Raw genomic sequence first — 22,309 nt, forward strand, 5'->3', positions numbered from 1 at the left:
GTATGCACACGGACGAAACACCACAGAGGTTCAACGGAACCGGGGTGAGGTTGACCACCCCGGACCGTTCAACCTTGACAGAGCCCTCCCCGTACTACTCGGTGAACGACCAAGCATGAGGAGGGCACGTGGCACAGAAGAAGCGGACCGTCATCGTGGCGGTGAGCGCGATGGTCGCACTGACGGCCTGCGCCCCCGCGGGGTACGACCCGTCGAACCCGAACCTCGCCGAGCCGGTCGCGGTCGCCGCCGCCGAGCCCAGCACGGCGGCCGACCCGGAGGCGACCGACGCGCCGGAGGCGGACGACGCCCCGGAGGCGGACGCCCCGCCGCCCGCCGACGTCAAGCTGACCCAGGAGCTGCGCGGCAAGGCGGTGCCCCGGATGGGCAGGGTGGTCACCGACGAGAAGGGTTTCCTGCTCTACCGCTTCGACAAGGACACCAACGACCCGGCCGCCTCGAACTGCGTCGACAAGTGCGCCCAGGTCTGGCCGCCCGCGCTGACCGACGGCAGCCCGCAGCTCACCGGGGTCTCCGACGACCTGGTCGGCACCGTGACCCGGCAGGACGGCACCCGCCAGATCACCCTGGACGGCTGGCCGCTGTACTACTACATCGGCGACAAGAAGCCCGGCCAGTGGAAGGGCCAGGGCGTCGGCGGGACCTGGTTCGCGGTGCAGCCGAACGGCAAGAAGAACCTGGAGTGCCTGCCGACCGGCACGCCGAAGGCGGTCGAGCCGCCGGCCGACACCAGCTCCGGCTCCGGCAACTCGGAGTACTCGTACTGACCGGTGCGTCAGCCGGGACACGGTGCCCGGCCGCTGCCGCCCAGGGCGCGGCCGGCCACCGCACCGCCGGACCCGGGCGTCGACGGACCGGCAACCCAGACGCCCCGGACGCGGCGTCGACCCACCCGGGTCGGCGCCGCGCTGCGGTGTCTCCGGCAACCGCCCGCGCTGCGGTGTCTCCGGCAACCGCGCCGGCAGAGGTGCCTCCGGCAACCGCGCCGGGCAGGCCGGCCACGGCCCGCCGGGGGCGGGCGGGTCCGGGCCGGCGTGGCAGAGTGTCCGGGTGAGCGGAACCGGGCCGGTGGCCAGTCGGGTGCTGCGCCCACCGGACGGGTACCGGCTGGCGGCGTCGGTGCGGGCGCTCACCTTCAGCCGGTACGACCCGGCCGCCCGGATCGCCGCCGGCACCTTCTGGTGGGCCACCCGGACCCCGGCCGGCCCGGCCACCCTCGCCCTACGCCCGGCCGGCGGGGAGCTGCACGCCGAGGGGTACGGGCCGGGCGCCGACTGGGTGGTCGGTCGGGCCGACGCGGTCGCCGGGCTCCGGGACGACCTGACCGGCTTCGCCGACCTGGCCGGCGCGCACCCGCTGGTGGCCCGGCTCGCCGCCCGGCACCACGGGCTGCGGATGCCCGCCACCGGGCAGGTCTTCCCCCGCGTGCTGCGGGCGGTCCTGGAGCAGAAGGTCACCGGCACCGAGGCGTACCGGGCGTACGCGGCGACCGTCCGGCACTTCGGCGAGCCGGCGCCCGGCCCGTACCAGCCGCTGCTGCTGCCGCCCACCCCGGCCGTCGTCGCCGCCGCGCCGTACTGGGTCTTCCACCCGTTCGGCGTGGAGCAGCGCCGGGCCGACACGCTGCGCCGGGCCGCCGCCGTGGCCGACCGGCTGGAGCGGTGCGCCGACTCCGCCGAGGACACCCGCCGGCTCACCGCGATCCCCGGGATCGGCCCGTGGACCGCCGCCGAGGTGGTCCGGATCGCGTACGGCGACCCGGACGCGGTCAGCGTCGGCGACTACCACGTCCCGAACACCGTGGCCTGGGCGCTGGCCGGGGAGCCGCGCGCCGACGACGCCCGGATGCTGGCGCTGCTGGAGCCGTTCCGGGGGCACCGGGGCCGGGTCTGCCTGCTGCTGGCCGCCGAGGGCGTACAGGCGCCGAGGTACGGGCCCCGGATGCCGATCCGCTCCTTCGCCCGCTACTGACCCCGCCCCGGCGCCGCGCCGTCGAGCGGGGTCAGCGCCGGACGCAGAGGCGGCGCAGGGTACGCCCCAGCCACCAGGCGTACCCGTGCTGGAACGCCCGCCCCGCCGGCCCGGCGGCGCGCATCAGCGGACTGTCGGGGCGGCTGAAGGCGCGGACCTCGAACCAGACCGCGCCGGAGGCGTCCCGGGTGACCACGAACGCCTCCTCCCCCGCCGCCGGATGGCCCGGCAGCGTGCCGTACCCGAATCCGGCCCGCCGGTCGTCGTCGGCGGCCCAGACCACCCGGCAGGGCGCGGTCAGCGCGAGCGGGCCGGGCCCGATCCGGGAGACGACGGTGACGCCGGGGGCGGCCTGCGGGGCATCGGCGGTGATCCGGATTCCGGCCGCCCGGTGCAGCCGCCAGCCGAGCACCGCCGCGCCCGCCGTGGCGAAGCACCCGTCCGGCAGCCGCACCCGGTGCCGCACCCGACGCCACCCCTCCGGCCACACCCCGTCCCGGGTGGCACCCACGTGCGGATACGTCAACTCCCCCACACCGACCCCCTCCCCACGCCCCCACCCGCCACCCTAAGACCCCACCCACCCGCCTCCGCCCTCCCGCCTCCGCCACCGCCCTCCGCCCTCCGCCTCCACCGTTGATCATGGAGTTGACGGGAGCCAGGAAGATCGAACGTCCCGTCAGCTCCATGATCGACGCGGCGGGTGGGGTGGGTGGGGTGGGGGGTGGGGGGTGGGGGTGGGGGTCAGGTGGGGGTGGGGGTGGGGTGGAGGTCGGCGAGGGTCAGGGGGGTGGTGCGGTGCAGGAGGTCGGCCAGGGCGGGGACGGTGGTCGCCTCGCCCAGCACGTGCTTGCCACCGCCGAACCTGGCCGGGTAGCGGTGGACGAGGCGGTACCGGTAGCGGCCCCGGATCAGCTCGACGCTCACCCGCCACCGGCCGCAGCAGCCGCAGACCCACTCCCGCATCCGGCGAACGTAGCTCTGACCAGTGCCTTGCCGATCCGCCCGGCGGGGACGGGCGGGACGGTCGGGGACACGCCGGGACGCCAGGCGGCGGTGATCCGTCTCACCACTGTCGGTGGTCTCTGGTTGACTGTCGGCGTGGACCTGCCGATCAATCCCCCGGTCGAGCCGATGCTGGCCAAGGCCGTGGCGAAGCTGCCCACCGATCCCGGCCTGACCTACGAGCCGAAGTGGGACGGTTTCCGCTGCGTCGTCTTCCGCGACGGGGACGAGGTGGAGCTGGCCAGTCGCGGCGGCAAGACGATGACCCGCTACTTCCCGGAGGTCGTCGAGCAGGCACTGCGGCAGCTCCCCGAGCGCTGCGCGGTCGACGGCGAGCTGATCGTGATCCGCCGGGACGGACCGGACGGGCAGCCCCGGCTCGACTTCGAGCTGCTCGCCCAGCGCATCCACCCGGCCGCCTCCCGGGTGAAGCTGCTCGCCGAGACCACCCCGGCCGACTTCGTCGCCTTCGACCTGCTTGCCCTCGGCGACGAGCTGCTGACCGGCCAGCCGTACCCGCAGCGCCGGGCTCGGCTGGAGCAGGCCCTGGCCGGCGTGCAGCCGCCGGTGCACGTCACCCCGGTCACCACCGACCCGGAGACCGCCCGCCGCTGGTTCGACATCTTCGAGGGCGCCGGCCTGGACGGGCTGATCGTCAAGCCGGCCGACCTGCCGTACGAGCCGGGCAAGCGGTCGATGCTCAAGGTCAAGCACGCCCGCACGGCCGACGTGGTGGTGGCCGGATTCCGCTGGCACAAGACCGGTCCGGTGGTCGGCTCGCTGCTGCTGGGCCTCTACGACGAGGCGGGGGTGCTGCACCACATCGGGGTCAGCTCCTCGTTCACGGCAACCCGCCGCAAGGAGCTGCTCGACGAGCTGGCGCCGTACCGGGAGGACGTCGGGGCGGAGCACCCGTGGGTGCACGGCGACCACGAGCGCGGCCAGCGCATCCCCGGCGGGGTCAGCCGGTGGACCGGGACGAAGAACCTGGAGTGGGAGCCGCTCCGTCCCGACCTGGTGGTCGAGGTGGCGTACGACGCGATGGAGGGCGACCGGCTGCGGCACACCGCCCGGTTCGTGCGCTGGCGTCCCGACCGTGATCCCCGGTCCTGCGGGTACGACCAGCTCGACCGCCCGGTCCGGTACGACGTCGACCAGGTCCTGCGCGGCGACCCGGCGGCGGCCGTGACCGACCCGGCGTAGCGTGACGGGAGGACACCAGCAGGGAGGGCAGCACGTGACCCGCACGCTCCGCCGGATCCGCCGGGCCCGGCTCACCCTCGCCTGGCTCGCCGTCGTGGCGCTGGTCGCCACCGGCTGCACGCTGCCGGCGTTCGCGCCGCGCACCGACGCCGAGCGGGCCGACGAGCCACGGGGGGCGGGCGCCGCGCAGTGGCGGCCCTGTCCGGAGGTCGCCGACGAGCTGGTCGGCCGGGGCGCGCCGGAGATGCGGTACGACTGCGCGCGGATCGCGGTCCCCCGCAACTGGGGGGACGGCAGCGGGGCCACCGCCGGGCCGGGCAGCGGGGAGACCTTCGAGATCGCCCTGCTGCGGGCCCGCTCCACGAAGCAACGCGACCGGATCGGCTCGCTGGTGCTCAACCCGGGCGGGCCGGGCGGCTCCGGGGTGGACACCGCCGTCTACCTCTCCTTCGGCCCGGCCTTCGGTGGCCTGCCCGACTCGGTCACCCAGCGCTTCGACATCGTCGGCTTCGACCCGCGCGGAGTGGCCCGGTCCAGCCCGGTGGAGTGCATCTCCGACGCCGAGCTGGACGCCAGCTTCGGCGCCGACCCCGACCCCCGCAGCCAGTCGGCGTTCGACGACTACCGGGCGCTCAACCAGCGGATCGGCCGGTCCTGCGCGGACCGGTACGGCGACCAGCTCGCGCTGTACGGCACCGAGCAGGCGGCCCGGGACATGGACGCGGTACGCGCGGCGGTCGGCGACGACAAACTCACCTACCTGGGGTACTCCTACGGCACCCTGCTCGGCGCGACGTACGCCCAGCTCTATCCGGAGCGCGTGCGGGCGTTCGTCTTCGACGGGGCGGTCGACCCGCGCCAGGACCTGATCGCCGGCTCGGAGAGCCAGGCCAAGGGCTTCGAGCGGGCCTTCGACAACTTCACCCGGTGGTGCACGGCCAACGCCGGGAGCTGTCCGCTGGCCCCGGACGCCCGGGGCGCGGTGACCGCCGCCATCGACACGGCCCGGGTCTCCCCCGTGCGCGGCGCCGACGGGCGGGAGGCGACCGCCGGCTGGGTCTTCTACGCCATCATCTCCTCGCTCTACACCGAGTCGGGCTGGCAGCAACTGGCCCGTGCCCTCGACCGGCTGGAGGACGGTGACCCGGCCGAGGTCTTCACGCTCGCCGACGCCTACGCCGGCCGTGAGGAGGACGGCCGGTACTCCAACCTTTTCGACGCCAACCTCGCGGTCAACTGCACCGACGCGACCCGGAAGCCGAGCGTGGAGCGGATCCGCCAGTTGCAGTCGCAGTGGCGCGAGCGGTACCCGCTGTTCGGTCCCGCGTTGGCGGTCGGGATGCTGGCCTGCGTGGAGTGGCCCGGCCAGCCGGACCCGTACCCGACCGGGGCGGCCACCGGGGCCCCGCCGATCGTGGTCATCGGCACCACCGGTGACCCGGCCACGCCGTACGAGCAGGCCCCGGCGCTGGCCTCGATGCTCGGCGTCGGGCGGGTGGTGACCTGGGAGGGCGAGGGGCACACCGCGTACCCGCAGACGAGCTGCGTCAACGGGGCCATCGACGCGTACCTGATCGACCTGACCGTCCCCCGGGAGGGCCTGCGCTGCCCGGCCCGCTGACCCTCGCCGGTGGCCGCCGCCGGGCCGGGTCCGGTCCCGGGCCCCGCCGCGCGGCCACCGGCCCCGACCGCCTCAGTCGTCGACCAGCCGGCCGTCCCGCAGCGTCAGCACCCGGTCGGCCAGCTCGATCAGGGCCGGGTCGTGGGTGGCCACCAGCGCGGTCATCCCCCGGGCGTGCACCAGCGCCCGGAGCAGGTCCATCACCGCCCGGCCGGTCTCCGAGTCGAGCTGACCGGTGGGCTCGTCGGCGATCAGCAGGTCGGGGTCGTTGGCCAGGGAGCGGGCCAGCGCCACCCGCTGCTGCTGGCCACCGGAGAGCTCGTACGGGCGCTGCGCCGCGTGGGCGCCCAACCCGACCAGTTCGAGCAGCATGCCGACCCGCTCCTCCCGCTCGGCGGCCGGCACCCGGGCCAGCCGCAGCGGCACGCCCACGTTCTCGGCGGCGGAGAGGATCGGGATCAGGCCGAAGGTCTGGAACACGAAGCCGATCCGGTGCCGGCGCAGGTCGAGCAGGTCCCGCTCGCCCGAGGCGGTGACGTCCCGGCCGGCGACGACGATCCGTCCCGCGTCCGGCCGGTCCAGCCCGCCGACGAGGTTGAGCAGGGTGGTCTTGCCGGCCCCGGACCGGCCCCGGACCGCCACCAGCTCGCCCCGCCCGGCGGTGAAGGAGACGTCCTGCACCGCGTGCACGGCGTGCTCCCCCCGGCCGAAGGTCCGGCGCACCCCGTCCACCCGGACCACCGCCTCGGTGACCGCCGGCCCGGTCACGTCCACGACACCCTGTTCGCTCACGCCTGGCTCCCGTTGCGTCCGGCCACGTCGGAGACGCGGCGCTGATCCCTGCCGTCGTGCTGGTCCGCGCCGTCGCGCCGGTCGACGCCGTCGCGCCGGTCCAGGCCGTCGCGCCGGTCCAGGCCGTCGCGGCGCTCGTCGCCCGGGTGGACCTGCACGTGGTCGGGCTCCAGGTTGAGCCGGACCCGGTCGCGCAACGCCAGCGCGTCGACGAAGGCCGCCGGGAGCTGCATCCGGCCGGTCCGGTCCAGCACCGCGTACTCCTCGCTGACCAGTTCGGTGCTGCCGTCCGCGCCGACCCGCGCCGTGCGGCGTACCTCGGAGGCGGTCCGCCCGTCGCGGATCGCGACGGTCCGGCGGACCTGGGTGGCCACCGCGTGGTCGTGGGTGACCACCACGACCGTCACCCCCAGCTCGGCGTTGATCATCCGGAGCGCGGCGAAGACCTCCGCCCCGGTGGCCTCGTCGAGTTCGCCGGTGGGCTCGTCGGCGAAGAGCACCTCCGGGTCGTTGGCCACCGCCACCGCGACCGCGCAGCGCTGCTGCTCACCGCCGCTGAGCTGCCCCGGTCGCCGGTCGGCGGCGTATCCCACGCCGACCATCTCCAGCAGTTCCCGGGCCCGCTGGCGGCGGGCCCGCCGCCCGCGCCGGCCGGCCAGCCGCATCGGCAGCTCGACGTTCTCCTCGGCGGTCAGGTACGGCAGCAGGTTGCGCGCGGTCTGCTGCCAGACGAAGCCGGCCACCCGCCGCCGGTAGCTCAGCCGACGGCGGGGCGACAGGGAGAGCAGGTCGTAGTCGGCCACCCGGGCGATGCCGGCGGTCGGGGTGTCCAGCCCGGAGAGGATGTTGAGCAGGGTGGACTTGCCGGACCCGGAGGCGCCCACGATCGCCACCAGCTCACCCCGGTCGATGACCAGGTCCAGCCCCTGGAGGGCGACCACCTCCACCCCCTCGGTCTGGTAGATGCGCACCAGCCCGTCGCAGACGATGTGCCCGCGCAGCCGGTCCTGTCCCCCGGCCCGCTCGGCGGCCCGGCGCGCGGCCCGCTGCTGCAACGTGGCCAGATCCGGTACGGCGTCGATCGGCGCGGTCGTGGTCATCTCGCTTCTCCTCTGTCGGTCCGGAGCGCCTCGGCCGGACGCGTCCGGCGGCTGTTCAGGGCCTCGACGGCGACCGCGAGACCGAGCGCGACCGCGCCCAGCCCGAGCACCGCCGCGACCAGGCCGGGGTCGAACGTCACCGGTACCGGGCCGCCGCCGGTGAACGCGGACAGCCCGAGCAGCGGGGCGAGCAGCACCGGCAGCAGCGCCCCCACCAGGGCCCCGGTGAGCACCGAGACCCCCACCAGGGGCACCAGTTCGATCAGCAGCAGCCCCTGCCACTGCCGCCGGGACATGCCGAGGGTGCGCAGCCGGGACAGCGCCTGCCCCCGGGCGCGGGCCCCGGCCAGCACGGTGAAGGCGATCGCCAGCAGGCCGAAGACCGTGCCGCCGGCCGCACCGGCCAGGAAGCCGAAGGCCAGCACCCCGTTGGCACCGCCCGCGCCGCGCTGCTCCCGCAGGTCGACCCAGGTCGCCACGGTCACCCCGAGCGGTGGGGCCAGCCCGGTGAGCGACCCGGAGGACTGGAACCGGCGCTGCCCCTCGTCGCCGACCCGCCGTACCTCGGCGGGGTCCAGGTCGGCCCCGGCGAGCAGGAAGCCGGTGGGCACCGCCGGGTAGGTGCGGGTGGGCAGCGCCTGCCGGGGCAGGATCACGAACCGCTCGGCGCCCGGCGCGACCAGCGGGAAGCTCTCCACCGTGCCGGCCACCCGGAACTCGTACCGCTGGCCCTGGATCTGGACGAACGCCGACCGGTCCAGCCCGGCTCCGGTGAGCGCGGCGGCCAGCGCCGGGGAGACCACCGCCGGCGCCGGGGCGGCCGGATCGCCGCCGGCCAGCAGCGGCTCGGGTACCGTCAGGTCCCGGCCGGCCCGGCGGGCCACCTCGGCCAGCTCCGGCCCGTCGACCACCAGCACGGCCGCGTCGCCGATCCGGGCGTCGGTGCCGTTCGCGTCCCGGGCCAGCGGGCGGCCCGGGTCCTGGAGCAGCCCGGTCACCGCTCGGACCCCGGCCAGCGCGGCCAACTCGTCGGCGGTCTCCGGTGCCAGCCGGTACCCGGTGACCAGCGCGTCCGCCGGGACCAGGCGGTCGGTGGCCCGGTCGCGGCCGGCCTCGATCCCGACCGCGACCACCGCGCAGAACGCCGCCGTGGCGACGGCGACCACCACCACGACCAGCGGGGTACCCACGGCCGACCGGCCGGCCCGCGCGGCCCCGAGGAAGGCCACCGCGCCACGGGTACCCGTGGCGAGCCGGCTCAGCAGCCGCAACGGCCACGGGTACGCGCGCAGCGCCAGCACCGCCGCCGCCAACGCGACAAGCACCGGTACGGAGACCAGCAGCGGGTCGACGTCGCCCGGGGTGAGCCCCCGGCGGCGCAGCAGCACCACCCCCAGCACCGCCAGCACCACCAGCAGCACCTCGCCGGTGAGCCGCCGGGTGGAGGCGCTGAGCCGGACCAGGTCCCGCCGGCCGCCCTCCCCCGTCGGGACGGCGAGCGCGGCCAGCGGCAGCGCCAGGGTGGTCACGGCGGTCACGGCGACCACCAGCGCGGCGGTGCCGTCCGGCGCACCGGGGACGAGGCTGCCGAGCAGCCAGCCGAGCGCGGCGGCGGGCGGTACCACCAGCGCCGACTCGGCCAGGCACCGGCGGGCGGCGGTGCCCCGGGTGCCGCCCCGGGCGCGGATCAGGGTGAACTCGGGGCGGCGGTTGCGCACGGCCAGCGCGACGGCGAGCAGCACCAGACCGGCGAGGGTGGCCAGCACCCCGGCCGCGACCACGGCGAGCAGCGTCCGGGACCGGTCCACGGCCGCCGCGAAGTCCCGCAGCGGGATGTCCAGCCCCTGGGTGAGCGGGATGTCGTCGGGGGCGTCGCGCTGCGCCACCGCGAGCGCCCCGATCGCGTCGTCCAGGGCCCGCACGTCGATCCGGTCGGTGCCCACCCGGTAGCGCCAACTGAACCGCAGCGGCCAGCCGTCCGCCGCGCGGGCGTCGAGCGCGCCGGCACCGACCAGGCCGACCGCGTTGAACGGCAGCCCCTCCCCCTCGGGCTGGACGATGCGCAGCACCGGGGGCAGGGTGTCCCAGATCCCGCCGGCCGGGTCGTGCGGGCGGAACACGCCGACCACCACCAGGCCGACCGGCGCCGGGCCGGCGCCGGTCGGCAGCGCCGCCAGCCGCACCTGGCTGCCGACGCGCAGGTTCAACGCGGTCGCCATGTCGGCGGCCAGCGCCACCTGCACGGGCTCGTCGACGGCGGGCGGCTCCTCCGCCGGCCAGGCCCCCTCGACGAGGGTGGCCGCGTCCCGCGCCCCGGACATCGCCCGCAGCCGGAAGTCGACCAGCAGGTTCCGCGCCGCCAGGTCGGGGCCGGTCAGCCGACCGGGCGTGGCCTCCGCCAGGTACCACCGCTCGGCCACCGCGTCGGGGACCGGGGCCGGCAGCCGGTCCAGCCGGCTGTCCAGCTCGGCCTGCCGGGCCCGGGTGAGGCCGGCGGCCCCCTGCTGGGCGGCCGGGCCGGTGGCGTAGGTCAGGTCCCGCTGGGCGACCGGCTGCTGGGCCAGGTGTTCCCGCAGGCCGTCGTCGGTGAGCCGGTTCGCGGCCCGGGGCACCCCGGCGACCAGCGCCGCGACGACCAGCGCCAGCACGCCCAGCAGCAGGAACTGACCGCCGTGTGCCCGGACCCGCCGGGCCGCCGCCAGGACGCTCATCGATCTCCCCCGATCCGCAACTGCGCCACCGCCACCCGCTGCCGGATGCCGGTCGTGATGACCGCGCTGAACGCGAGGGCCGCCAGCAGCAGCCCGGCCGCGGTCAGCCCGATCGGCACCCAGGGCAGCTCGAAGGCCGCCTCGGGCACCGGTCGGTCGGCGGTGGGTGTGACGATGACCAGCGGGGCCATCGCACCGCCGACGAGCGCGCCGAGCAGCAGCCCGACGCCGACGCCGATCCCGGCCAGGAAGGTCTGTTCGGCCAGCAGCGCCCGGGCCAGCAGCCGCGGCGACGCGCCCAGGGTGTGCAGGACGGCGAACTCGGCCAACCGGTGCCGGGTGGTGGCCCAGACGTCGACCGCCAGGCCGACCAGGGCGAGCAGGACCGACCCGAGCGCCGCGGCGAGCAGCCCGGTCCGGGCAGCCCGCCAGTACGGGTCACGGGCCGCCGTGTCGGCCGCCGCCAGCCGGTCGGTCACGGCGACCCCGGGCAGCTCGGCGGCGGCCCGCGCGGCGGCGGCGTGGTCCGCGCCCCCGGCCCGGACCCACCACTCGGGTACGGCCCGGACCGCGCCCCCGGCGCGGACCAGCCGGTCCACCGCCGACGGAAGGTCCAGCAGGATCGCCGCCCCGCCGGCGGTGGGCACCGCGTCGACCTCCCCGGTGACCCGGATCGGCACCGAGGCGCCGGGGAGCTGGAGGGTGACGGTGTCCCCGGTCCGCAGGCTCAACGCCTCCCGGGCACCGGCGGTGAGCAGGGCCGGCACCGGCTCGGCGGCACCGCCGGGCACCACGGCGAAGCGCAGCGGCGGCTGGGCGGCGAACCAGCTCTCCGCCTTCGGCGGCAGCGGGAACTCACCGGAGAGCGCGCCGGCGGTGGCGGTGGCGGAGCGCGGCTGCCCGGTGCCGTCGCTGCTCACCCACTCGCCGGTCACCGACACCGGCCGGGCGGTGCCGTCGGCGCCGACCGCCGCCAGGTCGGTGACCTCCAGCCCGTACCAGGCACCGCGCGGCGGGGCGTCGACGGCGAAGCCGGCCACCCGGGCCGCCGTGCCGCCGGTGTCGGGCAGGTCCAGGGTGAACCGCACCGGTGCGCCGTCGCTGCCGGCCGCCACCGCCGGCAGCCGGTACGCCTGGCCGTCGGCGGTGGTGACCAGGACGGAGACCGAGACGCGGTGCGGGCCCCGCGCCTCGCGCACCGGGGTACGGACGGTGCCGGTGAGCTGCCGGGTGTCCGGCGGCAGCGCCGCGCCGCCCGGCGTGCCCCGGGCCCGGACCAGGTCCCCGAACAGCTCCGGTACGGGTTCGTCGGCGAGCCGGTCGGCGAGCCGGACCAGGCCGGGTGCGCTGGCGGCGTCCAGGCCGAGGACGGTCACCGGCAGGTCGTCACGGCCCAGCCGGATCTCGTCCCGCCAGGCCGGCTGGACCTGCTGGACCCCGGCGAGCGCGGCGAGTTCCCCGGCCCGGCCGACCGGCGCGGCCCCGTCCCGCTCGACCACCCGCAGGTCCGCGCCGACCGCGTGGTCGGCCTGGTCGGTCTGGGACCTCTCCCAGGTGCCCAGCAGCGACCAGGCCAGGGTGCTGCCGCCGACGGCCAGGGCGAGCAGCAGCACCGGGCCGGCGTGCGGGCGGCGGCCGGCCTGCCACATGCCGAACATGGTCGCCGTCCAGGGACGCCGGTCGACGAACCGCTCGGCGAACCGGGTCGCCGGGGGCAGCAGGCGCAGCGCGATCACCGCGCCGGCCAGCACCCCGAGGATCGGCGCGGTGGCCAGCAGCGGGTCGATGCCGAGCGCGCCCCCGGAGGCGGCCAGCGGCCCGGAGTACTGCCGGAGCTGGAACCAGGCGAGCAGCGCCAGCCCGACCAGGGCGAGGTCGACGCTGGCCCGCTGGGCGGCCGCCCCCCGGCTGGGACGGGACCGGGCGGCCATGTCGGCGACGTAGGTGCCGGCCCGGCGCATCGCCGGCAGCACCATGGCGACCAGGCAGCCCACGGCGGTGGCCACGGCCACCGCCCAGACGGTGCCGCCACCGGTCGACGCCACCCCGGGCAGCGTCGCCCCGCCGATCCGGTCCAGCGCCACCCCGGCCAACGGGGGCGCGAGCAGCACGGCGGGCAGCACCACCAGGGTCGCCTCGCGGACGGCGAGCCCGGCGAGTTGGACCCGGTCCGCGCCCCGGGCCCGCAGCAGCGCGGTCTGCGCCCGGCGGTCGGTGTTGAGCAGCGCGGCGACCAGCACCAACGCGTACCCGCCGAGGACCAGGATCAGCAGCAGCGGGGTGAGCAGCGCGGAGCGGCCGACCAGGTCGGCCCGGGTGAGCCGGTCGATGAGCCGGTCGATGCTGGTGGCGCTACGCGCCGACGAGCCGAGCCCGGCCGCCTCGGGCACCTCGACGGCGGCGTCGGCGACGGCCTGCCGCACCGGCGCCAGCCGACCCGGCCCGACCGCGGCCAGGTCCGGCTCGACCAGCCAGGCCGCCGAGAAGGAGCGGGGGAACGCCCGGACGAAGTCCGCCGGGTCCATCGCGAACGGCCCGTACGAGGTGACCGAGCCGGTGGCCGCCCCGGCCCCCACCCCGGGCGCCAGCCGCCAGTACGGGTCGGTGGGGTCGCTCGGCCGCCAGGTGCCGGAGACCAACAGCTCACCGGCCTCGCCGCTACTGCGGTCCCGGACCGGCACCCGGTCCCCGGCGGCCACCCCGAGGCTGGTGGCGATCCGCTCGGGCAGCGTCACCTGGACCGGGTCGGCGCCCGGGACCGGCCACGCGCCGGCCGTGAGGTCGGCGTGCCCGGCCAGGTCGTCCAGGGTGGACAGGTTGGCGAAGACCGGGTCGTCGCCGGTACGGGCGGCCCCGATGTCCCCGGTCAGCTCCCGGCCGGTGCCGGAGCGGGCGGCGGCGACGGCCACCGGTACGCCGCCCAGCCCGTCGGCGAACCGGGCCCGCACCGTCCGGTCCCGTTCGGCGTACTCGGCGTCGTCCCGGCCACCGCTGCCGCTGATCAGCAGGGTGCGCTCCTCGGCTGGCGCGGCGGCGAGCAGGGTGCGCTGGCCGGCGTCGATGGCCCGCCGGTTGTAGTCGGACAGGCCGGTGACCAGGGCCACCGCGACCAGGGCCGCCGCCGCGGCGGCGAGCAACAGCCCGCGCGCGTCCCGCGCCCGCCTGAACACCAGCTTCATCCCGCCGCCTCCCGTGGCCCCCGATGGACCGATGACCAGGAAGAGCGGGTACCCCCGGCAAAAGGTTCGCGCCCGTTACTTGATCGTTACCGGCTGATCGGTTCCGGACCCCGACACCGAGCGTGTCGGCGCTGGTGGCGGGCGGTGTCGAGGCTGGTGGCGGGTTGGTTCAATCGGGCCATGGAGTTCATCTTCAGTTTGACCGTCCTGCTTCTCGTGGTCCTCCTGCTGGCCCGCTCGCCCCGGTCGAACGCCCGGGAGACGTACCGGTTGGCCGAGATCGAACGCCGGCTCCAGGTGGTGATGGACCATCTCGGCGTGGTCGACGACCGGCCGGAGCCGCCCGGGGTCCGCGAGCACCTGGTCCGGGGCGACAAGATCAACGCGATCAGGGCGTACCGGGAGGCGACCGGCGCGGACCTGCTCACGGCCAAGGAGGCGGTGGAGGCGATGCAGGGGGCCCGCTGACCTGCGGCGGGACGGTACCGGCGGCGGGCTACCGGGGGCGGTCGCGGTCCTTGGAGGGCTGCACCCGTTTCGGCTCGCCGGGCATCTTCGGGTGGTCCGGCGGGTACGGCAGGTCACCCTGGCCGGCGGCGGCGTCCCGGTCGGCCCACTCCAGCAGCGGGGTGATGTCCCAGGGCGCGTCGTCGATGCCGGCGTGCGGGTCGCCCCGCTGCGCCAGCCGGGCCGGGACGGTCCGCAGGTCGAAGTCGTCCGGGTCGACGTCGGGCAGCTCGGCCCAGTCGACCGGGGTGGAGACGGTGGCGCGGGCGTTGGCCCGCAGCGAGTACGCGCAGGCGATGGTGCGGTCCCGGGCCATCTGGTTGTAGTCCACGAAGACCCGCTCGCCGCGCTGCTCCTTCCACCAGGCGGTGGTGACCAGGTCCGGTCGGCGGCGCTCGACCTCGCGGGCCAGGGCGATGGTGGCCCGACGCACCTCGGTGAACGTCCAGCGGGGCTGGATGCGCAGGTAGACGTGCACGCCCCGGCCGCCGGAGGTCTTCGGCCAGCCGGTGACGCCCAACTCGTCGAGGAGCGCCCGGACCTCCCCGGCGGCGGCGACCGCGTCGACGAAGTCGGTGCCGGGTTGCGGGTCCAGGTCGATGCGCAGCTCGTCGGGGCGGTCCACGTCGGCGGCCCGCACCGGCCAGGGGTGGAACACGATGGTGCCCATCTGGGCGGCCCAGGCGACGTGCGCCAGGTCGGCCGGGCACAACTCGGCGGCGCTGCGCCCGCTCGGGAAGGTGATCGTGGTGGTCGACAGCCAGGGCGGCACGCCCCGGGCGGGCACCCGCTTCTGGAAGAACATCTCCCCCTCGACGCCGTCGGGGAAGCGCTGCAACGTGGTGGGCCGCTCGCGCAGGGCACGCAGGATGCCGTCCCCCACCGCCAGGTAGTAGTGGAAGACGTCGGCCTTGGTGAAGCCGCGCTGCGGGAAGATCAGCCGGTCCGGGCTGCTCAGCCGCACCTCGTGCCCGGCGACCTCGATCTGCTCCGCCGCAGCCTTCCTGACACCCGCTGCGGCCTTGCCGGCTACTGCCGTGTCCTTGCCGGCTACTGCCGTGTCCTTGCCGGTGCCGGCTGTGGCGTTGCCGGTGCCCGTGGCCCTGGTAGCCCCCATGGCGCGACCATATGCCATGCCACCGACAGTCGGCGTACCGTTGACGGGTGAGTCTTGACGAGAGCGAACTGCCCCGTACCGAGGACGAGTGGCGGGTCCGGCTGAGCCCCGAGGAGTACCGGGTACTGCGGGAACACGGCACGGAACGCCCGTGGACCGGCGAGTACGTCGACACGAAGACGCCGGGCATGTACCACTGCCGGGCCTGCGGGGCGAGGCTGTACCCCAGCGACACCAAGTTCGACTCGCACTGCGGCTGGCCGAGCTTCGACGACGCCCTGCCGGGGGCGGTGAAGGAGATCGAGGACCGCAGCCTGGGCATGGTCCGTACGGAGATCCGCTGCGCCCGCTGCGACAGCCACCTGGGGCACGTCTTCCGGGGCGAGGGCTTCACCCCGAAGGACACCCGGCACTGTGTCAACTCCGTCTCCATCCGGCTGGAGCCGAACGAGACCTGACCCGGCCGCCACAGCCGAGCGCCACCCGGCCACAGGCCCACGGCCCGAGCCGGGCCGTGGGCAGGGCGGATCGCCCGAGCCGGGCGGCGGGCAGGGCGAATCGCCGGAACCGAGCCGGGCGGGGCACCGGGGGCGAGGCACGGCGCGCCGGCCCGGGGCCGGGACACGCCGGGTACGACGGGTCGTCTGCCCGGTTCCGCCACCTCCCGGCCCGATCTCCCCCATGCTGGGGAAAACGTCTGTCACGGGGGATTTGTCATGGCGACCTGCGAGGTCTGCGGAAACGACTACTGGATGACCTTCGAGGTCCGGACGGTCAGCGGCGACGTGCACACCTTCGACAGTTTCGAGTGTGCCGCGCACAAGCTGGCCCCGGTCTGCGAGCACTGCCAGGTCAAGATCATCGGGCACGGCGTCGAGGTGTCGGGGCGCTTCTTCTGCTGCGGTCACTGCGCCCGCAGCGCGGCCGGCGGGCCGGGTGCGGAGATCCGCGACGCCGTCGGCGCCCGCCCCGCCTGACCCACCACGCCGCCCCACCCACCGCCACTGTCCGCTGCCCACCGCCCCCGCCCGGCACGCACCGCGATGCCTCGCCCCAGCGGTTAGGAAGGGCCCCCTGTACAACAGAAAGCGTTAACAGGGGGCCCTTCCTTGCACCGGGGCGGGGCGGGGGCGGGGCGGGGGGCCTAGTATCGGCGGGTGCTGCCGCAGACGACGTCCGTCCGGGTCTCCGCCTTCGCCGACCTGACCCCACACATCCTGTACGACCTGCTGAAACTGCGGGTCGACACGTTCGTGGTGGAGCAGGAGTGCGCCTACCCGGAGTTGGACGGGCGGGACGTCGAGCCGGCCACCCGGCACCTGTGGCTGGAGCGCGACGGCACCGTGCTGGCGTACCTGCGGATCCTGGCCGAGCCGGACGGCGCGGCGCGGATCGGCCGGGTGGTGGTGGCCCCGGCGGAGCGGGGCGGCGGGCACGCCGGCCGGCTGATGAACGAGGCGCTGGCGCTGGCCGGCGACCGGCCGTGTGTCCTGGAGGCGCAGGCCCACCTGGCTGCCTTCTACGCCCGGTACGGCTTCACCGTCACCGGTCCGGAGTACCTTGAGGACGGCATCCCGCACCTGCCGATGCGCCGCCCCGGCCGACCCACGGCCTGACCACGACCAAGGCCGACGGCCGTCCGGTACGGGCGACTCCCGGGTGGCGACGGGCGTACCGGCGGCACGAGCCGGTGCCGCGGCGACGGTGGCCACCGGGTGCGCGCCACCGGGTCAAACGCGATCCGATCAATTGACTTTGACCTATGCGTATGCCAGTCTGCGAGACAGATCCGGCGTGGGAGCCGTACGAACCGGCACGGGATGAGGGCAACTCCCGGCCGTCCGGGCGTTGTCGACGACCGACCTCTCTCCTGGGGGCTTCACCCATGTCCATCGTTTCCCGTTCACGACGCGTCCCGTTGCTGGGCGCACTGCTCGCCGTGGGCGCGGCCGTCGTCCTGCTGCTGACCACCGCCCTGGCCAACCCCGCCGCCGCCCACGGTTCCGTGGTCGACCCGGCGTCGCGCAACTACGGCTGCTGGCAGCGGTGGGGTGGCGACTTCCAGAACCCGAACATGGCCACCGAGGACCCGATGTGCTGGCAGGCCTGGCAGGACAACCCGAACGCCATGTGGAACTGGAACGGCCTGTTCCGCGAGGGCGTCGCCGGTAACCACCAGGGCGCCATCCCCAACGGTCAACTGTGCAGCGGCGGCCGGACCGAGGGTGGCCGCTACCGCTCGATGGACACCATCGGCGCCTGGCGGACCACCAACGTCTCGAACAACTTCCGGGTCCGCTTCTTCGACCAGGCCAGCCACGGCGCCGACTACATCCGGGTGTACGCCACCCGGCAGGGCTTCAACGCGCTGAACTCACCACTGCGCTGGGAGGACCTGGAACTCGTCGGGCAGATCGGCAACACCCCGGCCTCGCAGTGGACGCCGGTGACCGGTGGCGTCCAGATCGACATCCCGGCGAACGCGCCGGGTCGGACCGGCCGGCACATCGTCTACACCATCTGGCAGGCCAGCCACACGGACCAGTCGTACTACCTGTGCAGCGACGTGAACTTCGGCGGCAGCAACCCGACCACCCCGCCGACCACGCCGCCCACGACCCCGCCCACCACCCCGCCGACGACTCCCCCCACGACCCCGCCGACCACTCCGCCGACCACCACGCCGGGCGGTACGGCCGGGTGCACCGCCACCTACCGGGTCACCGGCCAGTGGTCGGGTGGCTTCCAGGGTGAGGTCCAGGTGACCGCCGGCAACACCGCGATCAAGGGCTGGACGGTGACCTGGACGCACCCCAGCGGCCAGCAGATCGCCTCCTCGTGGAACGCCACGGTCACCGCCAGCGGCTCGGCTGTGACCGCCCGCAACGTCGGCTACAACGGCAGTCTGCCGGCCGGCGGCAGCACCAGCTTCGGGTTCACCGGCTCGGTCACCGGCACTCCGACCGCGCCCACTCTCTCCTGCACCGCCACCGTCTGACCCACCGCAGCACCCACCGATCGACCGGCCGGGGCCGTACCCGAAGCGCTTCGGGTACGGCCCCGGTTGCCGGCTCCGGCCCACGGCACAACGACAACGGCAACGGCAACGGCAACGACAGCGACAGCGACAGCGACAGCAGCGACGACAGCGGTCCGCCCCGCGCGACGCGCCGGACGGGCGCGGACGCTGGACCGGTGCGGCGGGGCCGGGCGGGCGGGCCGCTCAGTCGGCGGACGCGTGGCAGATTACGCCGTCGGGGGCCCGGCCGGGCTCGCGGCGCCCGCCGAACCGGGCGTCGGTGAAGGTCACCGGCCCGTGGAAGGTGGCCCGGCCGTCCGGCCCGCCCAGGGTGAACTGGGCGGCCTCGAATCCGCTGCCGTCGAACCGGGTGACCCCGTGGAACTGGGTGCCGGTGAAGTCCGCGTACCGGACCCGGCAGCCGGTGAGGTCCACGTCGACCAGGACGGCCCCGCAGAGCCACAGGTCCGTCTCCGGCCAGTACGGCGGCCGGGTCGCCGGATCCGGCCCGGCCACGCCGCCGACAGCGCCGACAGTGGGGGCGACGGAAGCGCCGACGGTGGGGTCGACGGGCGCGTCGGCGGTGGGGGCAGCCGGATCCCCGGCAGCGGCGGGCCGGAGCCGGTCGGTGAGCAGCCGCGCCGCGACCCGGCGCAGCCGTACCTCCCGGTCCGCCACCTCGACGGCGGCCCCGGTCGGACCGGTGAGCGGGACCGGCACCGGCCGCCGCAGCCAGGCGCAGAGCGCGTCGGCGACGGGCTGGCGTAGCTCCGGCCGCGCGTCACCGAGAGCGGCCAGCGCGGCCAGGCCGGCGGCGGCGAGTCGCGGGTCGGCGGCGGCGAGCTGCCCGACGTGCCGGCGGACCGGCTCGTCGGGCGTCAGCCGGCACTCACCGTCGGCCCCCGCCACCGCCGTCCACCCCAGCGGCCAGGTCATCTCCCCGTCGTACGCGTTGCCGCTCCACCGGGCCCCGGTGAGGTCCGCCGCCGGCGGATCCAGGTGTACCCAGGCCGCGAACCAGGTGCCGGTGAAGTCGGCGGCGGCGGCGAACTGCGCCTTCCAGAACCAGGCGGGCCCGGTGAAGCGGGCCCGCCGGAAGGAGACGTCCCCGCCGAAGCGGGCACCGACCCCGCCCTCGGTCCACTCCTGGTAGTCGCCCATCACGACCGCGACCGGCCAGCGCGGATCGTCCTCGTTCGGCTCGTCCCACGGGGCCGGGTCGATCTCCTCGACGGTCTCCCAGGCCTCGTCGTCCTCCCAGAGCTCCTCCTCGCCCCGCCCGAACCAGGCGATGGCGCCGAAGGTGGCCCCGGCGAAGTCCACCGGCCCCCGGAACCGGACCCGTCCGAACGCGGCGTCCGCGCCGAACCGGACGCCGGTGAACCGGGCCGGCCCGCCGAAGACCGCCCGGGAGAAGACGCCGTCGCCGTCGAAGCGCGTGCCCGCGAACGCGGCCGGGCCGACGAACCGGGTGTCGGCGAACCGCCCCACATCCAGGTGGCAGCCGCTCAGGTCGACGTCCACCAGGGTCGCCCCGGACAGGTCCAGGGTGATCCCCGCCCAACCGGGTGCCCCGTCCGCCGACGGTCGCAGCCGGTCGGCGAGCAGCCCGAGCGCCGCCCGCCGCAGCGCCGCCTCGCCCCCGGCCGCCCCGGCGTCGCCGTCACGGATCACCGGGTCGCCGTCGTCGGCCACCGCGTCGCCGTCACGGACCACCGGGTCGCCGTCGTCGGCCACCGCGTCGCCGTCACGGACCACCGGGTCGCCGTCGTCGGCCACCACCGCCGGGGTACGCAGGTACCCGCAGATCGCGTCCACCACCGGCTGCCGCAGGTCCGGGTCGGCCCCGGCCAGGTCGACCAGGTCCCGCAGGGCCATCCGCCGGTCGCCCGGCGGGCCGCCCGACCACCGCGCGACCGCGTCGGCGTACGCGTCGATCGGCGTCACCGGCTCAGACCAGGCTGGCGACGATGTCGGCGACCGGACGCCGGCGACCGGTGTAGAACGGGATCTCCTCGCGGACGTGCCGGCGGGCGCGCGAGGCCCGCAGGTCCCGCATCAGGTCGACGATCCGGTGCAGCTCGTCGGCCTCGAAGGCGAGCATCCACTCGTAGTCGCCGAGGGCGAACGAGGCCACCGTGTTGGCCCGCACGTCGGGGTAGCCCCGGGCCTGCCGGCCGTGTTCGGCGAGCAGTTCCCGCCGCTCCTCGTCGGGCAGCAGGTACCACTCGTACGAGCGCACGAAGGGGTAGACGCAGACGTAGTCCCGGGCGTGCTCGTCGGCGAGGAACGCCGGGATGTGGCTCTTGTTGAACTCGGCCGGCCGGTGCAGGGCGAGCTGCGACCAGACCGGGGTCAGCGCCCGGCCCAGGGTGGTCCGGCGGAACCGCTGGTACGCGTCCTGGAGCGCGTCGCTGGACGACGAGTGCCACCAGATCATCAGGTCGGCGTCGGCGCGCAGCCCGGAGACGTCGTACGTGCCCCGGACCGTCACGTCCTTGCCGGCCAGTTCCTCGAAGAGGGACTCGACCTCGTCGACGACGTTCTCCCGCAGCGAGGGCAGCGGGCTGCTGGCCCGGTACACCGACCACATGGTGTACCGGATGGTGGCGTTCAGCTCCCGCAGCCGCGCCGCGTTGCTCTGCTCGGTCATGACCCCGCACCTCCCAGTGCTGTGATGATCTCCTCGGCCGCCGTCTCGCCGGACCGGACGCAGACCGGGATGCCGACCCCGTCGTAGCCGGCCCCGGCCAGGGCCAGCGTCGGGTGCGCCGGACGCAGCGCCGCCCGCACCCCGGCCACCCGGTCCAGGTGCCCCGGGGTGTACTGCGGCAGCGCCCCGCCCCAGCGTTGCACGTGCCCGGCGACCGGGGCGGGCAGCGTGGTGCCGAGCACCGCCGACAACTCCCGGTGCACCGTCGCCGCCAGGTCGGCATCCGGGCGCTGCACCTGCGCCTCCTCGCCGTACCGGCCCACCGAGGCGCGGACCAGGGCCAGCCCGTCCGGCCGCCGCAGGTGCCCCCACTTGGTGGTGAAGAACGTCGACGCCTTGATCAGCAGCCCCTCGGTGGCCGGCACCAGGAACCCGGAGAGGTCCGGCAGGTCCGGCTCGGGCAGCGCGAGGGTGACCAGCGCGACGCTGGCGTAGTCCAGGCCGCCGACGGTCGCCGCGACCGGTGCGGCCAGCGGGGCGAGCAGCCGGGCCGCCGGCCGGGCCGGCACCGCCAGCACCACCGCGTCGACCTCGACGTACTCCGGGTCGGGGGTCGGCCCGACGGTCAGCCGCCAGCCGTCGTCGGTCGGGGTCAGCTCGCGGACCGTCGCGTGGTGGCGGATCGTCGCCCCACTGGCGGTCGCCGCCGCCTCGACGAACCGGCTGAGCCCGCCGCGCAGGGTGCCGAAGACCGGCGCGCCGGGGGCCCGGGGGGCCGCCGCCTGCGCGGCCCGGACCGCCCCGGTCAGGGTGTGCGCGGTGCGGGCGGCGCGGGCCAGCGCCGGCATCGTGGTGACCAGGGACAGGTCGTCGGCGCGGCCGGCGTAGACCCCGCCGAGCATCGGGTCGACCAACCGCTGGACCACCTCGTCGCCGAGCCGCCGCCGCACCAGCGCCCCGACGGCGACGTCCTCGCCCGGCCCGAGCAGCGGGCGGCCGCCGTCCCGGTCGGCGTCCGCGTCCGGCCGGGCCACCGCCGCCACCGCCGCCAGGTCCCCGGGTACGCCCACCAGGGTGCCGCCCGGGATCGGGTGCAGCCCGCCGTCGACCGCCAGCGCCGCCCGCCCCACCGTCGGGTGCACGATCTCCCCGGCCAGGCCGAGCCGGCGCAGCAGCGCCACCGCCGCCGACTCACCGCCGGCCGGGTCCCGCATCAGGAACGACTCGGCGCCGAACTCCACCGGCTGACCGGCCAGTTCACCGGTGCGCAGCTTGCCGCCGAGCGCGCCGGAGCGCTCGTACACGGTGATCCGGGTGCCGGCCGGGGCCCGGTCGGCCAGCCGGACCGCGGCGGCCAGCCCGGCGATCCCGCCGCCGACCACCGCCACCCGCCAGGGCTGCCGCATCCCG

Annotated in this window: 19 protein-coding genes; 9 read left to right on the forward strand and 10 right to left on the reverse strand. The window is 76.0% G+C overall.

Features of this window, described 5'->3' with window-relative positions:
- The first annotated feature begins 128 nt into the window (after window positions 1–128).
- Window positions 129–788, forward strand: a complete 660-nt coding sequence (locus ACQUFX_RS16630; RefSeq protein ID WP_428961300.1) for a COG4315 family predicted lipoprotein — start codon at window positions 129–131, stop codon at window positions 786–788.
- Window positions 789–1,071: 283 nt separating this feature from the next.
- On the forward strand, window positions 1,072–1,992 hold the full coding sequence (locus ACQUFX_RS16635; protein WP_428961301.1) for a DNA-3-methyladenine glycosylase family protein: 921 nt from the start codon (window positions 1,072–1,074) through the stop codon (window positions 1,990–1,992).
- A gap of 31 nt (window positions 1,993–2,023) precedes the next feature.
- Here the strand turns inward: ACQUFX_RS16635 and ACQUFX_RS16640 are convergent, their stop codons facing one another.
- Both ACQUFX_RS16640 and ACQUFX_RS16645 read right to left on the reverse strand, forming a co-directional pair.
- Window positions 2,024–2,527: a DUF1990 family protein gene (locus ACQUFX_RS16640; protein WP_428961302.1), complete on the reverse strand. Its 504-nt coding sequence runs from the start codon at window positions 2,525–2,527 to the stop codon at window positions 2,024–2,026.
- Window positions 2,528–2,736: 209 nt separating this feature from the next.
- Window positions 2,737–2,958 carry a hypothetical protein gene (locus ACQUFX_RS16645; protein ID WP_428961303.1) on the reverse strand — a complete coding sequence of 74 codons (222 nt, stop codon included), beginning with the start codon at window positions 2,956–2,958 and terminating at the stop codon, window positions 2,737–2,739.
- 135 nt (window positions 2,959–3,093) lie between these two features.
- On the opposite strand from ACQUFX_RS16645, the gene ACQUFX_RS16650 reads away from it, so the two are divergent.
- Window positions 3,094–4,200: an ATP-dependent DNA ligase gene (locus tag ACQUFX_RS16650; protein ID WP_428961304.1), complete on the forward strand. Its 1,107-nt coding sequence runs from the start codon at window positions 3,094–3,096 to the stop codon at window positions 4,198–4,200.
- Window positions 4,201–4,255: 55 nt separating this feature from the next.
- Window positions 4,256–5,821 carry an alpha/beta hydrolase gene (locus ACQUFX_RS16655; protein WP_428966972.1) on the forward strand — a complete coding sequence of 522 codons (1,566 nt, stop codon included), beginning with the start codon at window positions 4,256–4,258 and terminating at the stop codon, window positions 5,819–5,821.
- Between the two features lie 72 nt (window positions 5,822–5,893).
- Here ACQUFX_RS16655 and ACQUFX_RS16660 read toward each other — a convergent pair whose 3' ends face one another.
- Genes ACQUFX_RS16660 through ACQUFX_RS16675 form a run of 4 tightly spaced genes read right to left on the reverse strand, consistent with a single transcriptional unit; the run spans window position 5,894 to window position 13,603 of the window.
- On the reverse strand, window positions 5,894–6,613 hold the full coding sequence (locus ACQUFX_RS16660; RefSeq protein WP_083978825.1) for an ABC transporter ATP-binding protein: 720 nt from the start codon (window positions 6,611–6,613) through the stop codon (window positions 5,894–5,896).
- On the reverse strand, window positions 6,610–7,713 hold the full coding sequence (locus tag ACQUFX_RS16665; RefSeq protein WP_428961305.1) for an ABC transporter ATP-binding protein: 1,104 nt from the start codon (window positions 7,711–7,713) through the stop codon (window positions 6,610–6,612). Before ACQUFX_RS16665 ends, ACQUFX_RS16660 begins: the two co-directional genes overlap by 4 nt.
- Window positions 7,710–10,424, reverse strand: coding sequence for an FtsX-like permease family protein (locus tag ACQUFX_RS16670; protein ID WP_428961306.1), 2,715 nt, complete (start codon window positions 10,422–10,424; stop codon window positions 7,710–7,712). The genes ACQUFX_RS16665 and ACQUFX_RS16670 overlap by 4 nt, the downstream gene beginning before the upstream one ends.
- Entirely contained in the window at window positions 10,421–13,603 is a 3,183-nt protein-coding gene (locus tag ACQUFX_RS16675; protein ID WP_428961307.1) for an FtsX-like permease family protein, read from the reverse strand. Before ACQUFX_RS16675 ends, ACQUFX_RS16670 begins: the two co-directional genes overlap by 4 nt.
- Before the next feature lie 180 nt (window positions 13,604–13,783).
- On the opposite strand from ACQUFX_RS16675, the gene ACQUFX_RS16680 reads away from it, so the two are divergent.
- Entirely contained in the window at window positions 13,784–14,071 is a 288-nt protein-coding gene (locus ACQUFX_RS16680) for a hypothetical protein (RefSeq protein ID WP_428961308.1), read from the forward strand.
- A gap of 28 nt (window positions 14,072–14,099) precedes the next feature.
- Here ACQUFX_RS16680 and ligD read toward each other — a convergent pair whose 3' ends face one another.
- A complete protein-coding gene (gene ligD / locus ACQUFX_RS16685) occupies window positions 14,100–15,227 on the reverse strand; it encodes a non-homologous end-joining DNA ligase (RefSeq protein WP_428961309.1) in 1,128 nt (375 codons plus the stop codon).
- Between the two features lie 47 nt (window positions 15,228–15,274).
- Here ligD and msrB point away from each other — a divergent pair, with 47 nt between their 5' ends.
- The 4 genes from msrB (at window position 15,275) to ACQUFX_RS16705 (ending at window position 18,225) form a co-directional block, all read left to right on the forward strand.
- On the forward strand, window positions 15,275–15,685 hold the full coding sequence (msrB, locus tag ACQUFX_RS16690; protein ID WP_428961310.1) for a peptide-methionine (R)-S-oxide reductase MsrB: 411 nt from the start codon (window positions 15,275–15,277) through the stop codon (window positions 15,683–15,685).
- 258 nt (window positions 15,686–15,943) lie between these two features.
- Window positions 15,944–16,204, forward strand: coding sequence for a Prokaryotic metallothionein (locus tag ACQUFX_RS16695; protein ID WP_428961311.1), 261 nt, complete (start codon window positions 15,944–15,946; stop codon window positions 16,202–16,204).
- 183 nt (window positions 16,205–16,387) lie between these two features.
- Window positions 16,388–16,843 carry a GNAT family N-acetyltransferase gene (locus ACQUFX_RS16700; RefSeq protein WP_428966973.1) on the forward strand — a complete coding sequence of 152 codons (456 nt, stop codon included), beginning with the start codon at window positions 16,388–16,390 and terminating at the stop codon, window positions 16,841–16,843.
- Between the two features lie 269 nt (window positions 16,844–17,112).
- Window positions 17,113–18,225 carry a lytic polysaccharide monooxygenase auxiliary activity family 9 protein gene (locus tag ACQUFX_RS16705; protein ID WP_428961312.1) on the forward strand — a complete coding sequence of 371 codons (1,113 nt, stop codon included), beginning with the start codon at window positions 17,113–17,115 and terminating at the stop codon, window positions 18,223–18,225.
- Between the two features lie 225 nt (window positions 18,226–18,450).
- Here ACQUFX_RS16705 and ACQUFX_RS16710 read toward each other — a convergent pair whose 3' ends face one another.
- Genes ACQUFX_RS16710 through hemG form a run of 3 tightly spaced genes read right to left on the reverse strand, consistent with a single transcriptional unit; the run spans window position 18,451 to window position 22,305 of the window.
- Window positions 18,451–20,193 (reverse strand): pentapeptide repeat-containing protein, encoded by a 1,743-nt coding sequence (locus ACQUFX_RS16710; RefSeq protein ID WP_428961313.1) that lies wholly within the window; start codon window positions 20,191–20,193, stop codon window positions 18,451–18,453.
- 4 nt (window positions 20,194–20,197) lie between these two features.
- Entirely contained in the window at window positions 20,198–20,899 is a 702-nt protein-coding gene (gene hemQ / locus ACQUFX_RS16715; RefSeq protein WP_428961314.1) for a hydrogen peroxide-dependent heme synthase, read from the reverse strand.
- Complete coding sequence (hemG, locus tag ACQUFX_RS16720; protein WP_428961315.1) at window positions 20,896–22,305, reverse strand: protoporphyrinogen oxidase; 1,410 nt, start codon at window positions 22,303–22,305, stop codon at window positions 20,896–20,898. Before hemG ends, hemQ begins: the two co-directional genes overlap by 4 nt.
- Window positions 22,306–22,309 lie beyond the last annotated feature (4 nt).

Origin of the sequence: Micromonospora fluostatini, assembly GCF_050410825.1 — a bacterium.
GTDB classification, from domain to species: domain Bacteria; phylum Actinomycetota; class Actinomycetes; order Mycobacteriales; family Micromonosporaceae; genus Micromonospora; species Micromonospora rosaria.